Raw genomic sequence first — 1,849 nt, 5'->3', positions numbered from 1 at the left:
GCGCCGGCACCGTAGCGGGCCTGAAGAAAAAAGGGGGCCCGGCCAACCCCCGATGGTGGGGAGCTGGCCGGGCCCGGCTCGGGTGTTCTCGGCACTGTCAGCCTGCCGATGTGGTGACCAGTTGACGCCGGGTGCTGTGGCGTTCGGTCAGTCCGAGTCGTGCGGCGACGCGGTGCACGGTGCGGGTGGTGGTATAGAGGCGCCAGGCGATGATGTCGAGGTCGACGCGTCCGTGCATGCGGCGCACGGCTTCGTCGCGTTCGGCTCCGCGCAACCGTAACCGGAGGCCGTCGTGGGCGACCTGGACGACTGCGAGCTCGTCAATGTCGGCATCAGGATATGAGGTCATGGCTTGGGCCTCGTCGTATTCGGTGATGGCCCACGGGTCGATCACTGCGTTCATGGTTGTTCTCCGTTTCTTGTGCTGAGTGGTGCGCCGGTCGGCGCTGGGGTGCAGGGAAGCGGGTGAGGGTGGGCGGTCAACCCCGAAGAGTCCGCGCCGAACGCAGCACGGTTTTCGGCCCGCGCTCGCCGGCGCCGCAGGCCGCCGTTGCGAGCTGGCATAGGGCCGAAAAGGTCACTCGGCCTGCGAAGTTCGGCGCGGGCGTGGGTTGACCGGTCGGGCCCCTGACCGCTTACCATGAGCACCCTGCTGACGGCTAAAGAGGTGAGGGGCTACGGATGTGGTGGCCACCGCAGGTGGCCAATCCGGGCGCGCGGGGCGCGCCGGCACCGGTGGCGGGCCGAAGAAAAAAGGGGGGCCCGGCCAACCCCCGATGGTGGGGAGCTGGCCGGACCCCCGGAAAGCCCGTCAGGTTAGAACAGACGGCCGGCGCGGAATGGGTCGGTGTGGCATGGGCAACCACACCGCCAGGTGAACCCGGGCAGGGACACCTTGAGGGTCACCCCGCCCTCTTGGGGGCCGCCGAGCCGATGCGGGCAGTCGTCTTGTCGACCTCGGTGGCAGGATTTGGTCGACGCGTTGACGGGCATGTCGACGACCACCTTCACCCCGTTGATCTCATCGGGATAGGTAATCCACCGAATCCCGTTGATATGCTGGACCTTTGCGTGCCGTTTGATGCGTTGCTCGGGTGGGACGGTCGAGCCGCACCATTGCTCCCAGTACTCTGTGTCGCTCATCGTGCAACCTTCACGGGGTGGAATGGGGGTGTGGGGCAGGTCCGGCCAGCCCCCACTCGGGATGGAGGCCGGCCGGGCGGTGGTGGGCTAGTCGAGGCCTGCTGCGTGAATCCGCTGCCGGACGACGGCCAGATTGATACAGGTGACCTCGATGTCGGTGTGGGCCTGCAGGGTGTACCGAGGCCAGCGATTGCGGCCGACTGCGTGCTCAATGTCGTTGAACCGGATTGCGGCCCGGCTGGTAGCGATCATGCGGCCGCGCTGGGGGTGGCGGCCTTTCACGACGGTGAACGGTTGGCCGGCGGGGTTGGCGGGGTTGGCGATGTCGGTGCGTGGGTCTTCGCCTGAAGTGAAGCGGTAGCGGAACTTGAGCCGGTAGGGCACGCTCGGTGGTCGGGCTCGACGAAGTCATAGGCGAGTGCGTAGTCGACGGTGGGCATGGTTGTTCTCCGTTCGTGTGCTGGGTGGTGCGCCGGTCAGCGCTGGGGGAGCGGTGAATCGGGTGAGGGTGGGCGGTCAACCCCGAAGAGTCCGCGCCGAACGCAGCAGGGTTTCCGGCCCGCGCTCGCCGGCGCCGCAGGCGCCGCTGCGAGCTGGCATTGGGCCGAAAAGGTCACTCGGCCTGCGAAGTTCGGCGCGGGCGTGGGTTGACCGGTCGGGCCCCCGCCCGATTAGGCTGCGACCCCTGCTGACGGCTAAAGAGGTG

At 67.9% G+C, this 1,849-nt stretch carries 3 protein-coding genes; all 3 read right to left on the bottom strand.

From position 1 onward, the window contains the following. Positions 1 to 97: 97 nt before the first annotated feature. The 3 genes from A5700_RS17515 to A5700_RS17505 all read right to left on the bottom strand — a co-directional run bounded on the left by A5700_RS17515 (position 98) and on the right by A5700_RS17505 (position 1,527). The gene (locus A5700_RS17515) at positions 98 to 403 is read right to left on the bottom strand and encodes a hypothetical protein (RefSeq protein ID WP_068067789.1); all 306 of its coding nucleotides are present in this window, start codon (positions 401 to 403) and stop codon (positions 98 to 100) included. Positions 404 to 816: 413 nt separating this feature from the next. Beyond that, positions 817 to 1,143: a hypothetical protein gene (locus tag A5700_RS17510; RefSeq protein WP_068067791.1), complete on the bottom strand. Its 327-nt coding sequence runs from the start codon at positions 1,141 to 1,143 to the stop codon at positions 817 to 819. Between the two features lie 87 nt (positions 1,144 to 1,230). Further along, on the bottom strand, positions 1,231 to 1,527 hold the full coding sequence (locus A5700_RS17505) for a hypothetical protein (RefSeq protein ID WP_068067794.1): 297 nt from the start codon (positions 1,525 to 1,527) through the stop codon (positions 1,231 to 1,233). Positions 1,528 to 1,849: the final 322 nt, after the last annotated feature.

The organism is Mycobacterium sp. E1214 (genome assembly GCF_001666755.1).
GTDB lineage: Bacteria > Actinomycetota > Actinomycetes > Mycobacteriales > Mycobacteriaceae > Mycobacterium.
This window is presented reverse-complemented; position numbering and strand designations above follow the sequence as displayed.

What these genes read in the sequence shown, in the direction of transcription:
- A5700_RS17515 (WP_068067789.1), bottom strand. Translation starts at nt 403, where the DNA reads ATGAACGCAGTGATCGACCCGTGGGCCATCACCGAATACGACGAGGCC.
- A5700_RS17510 (WP_068067791.1), bottom strand. Translation starts at nt 1,143, where the DNA reads ATGAGCGACACAGAGTACTGGGAGCAATGGTGCGGCTCGACCGTCCCA.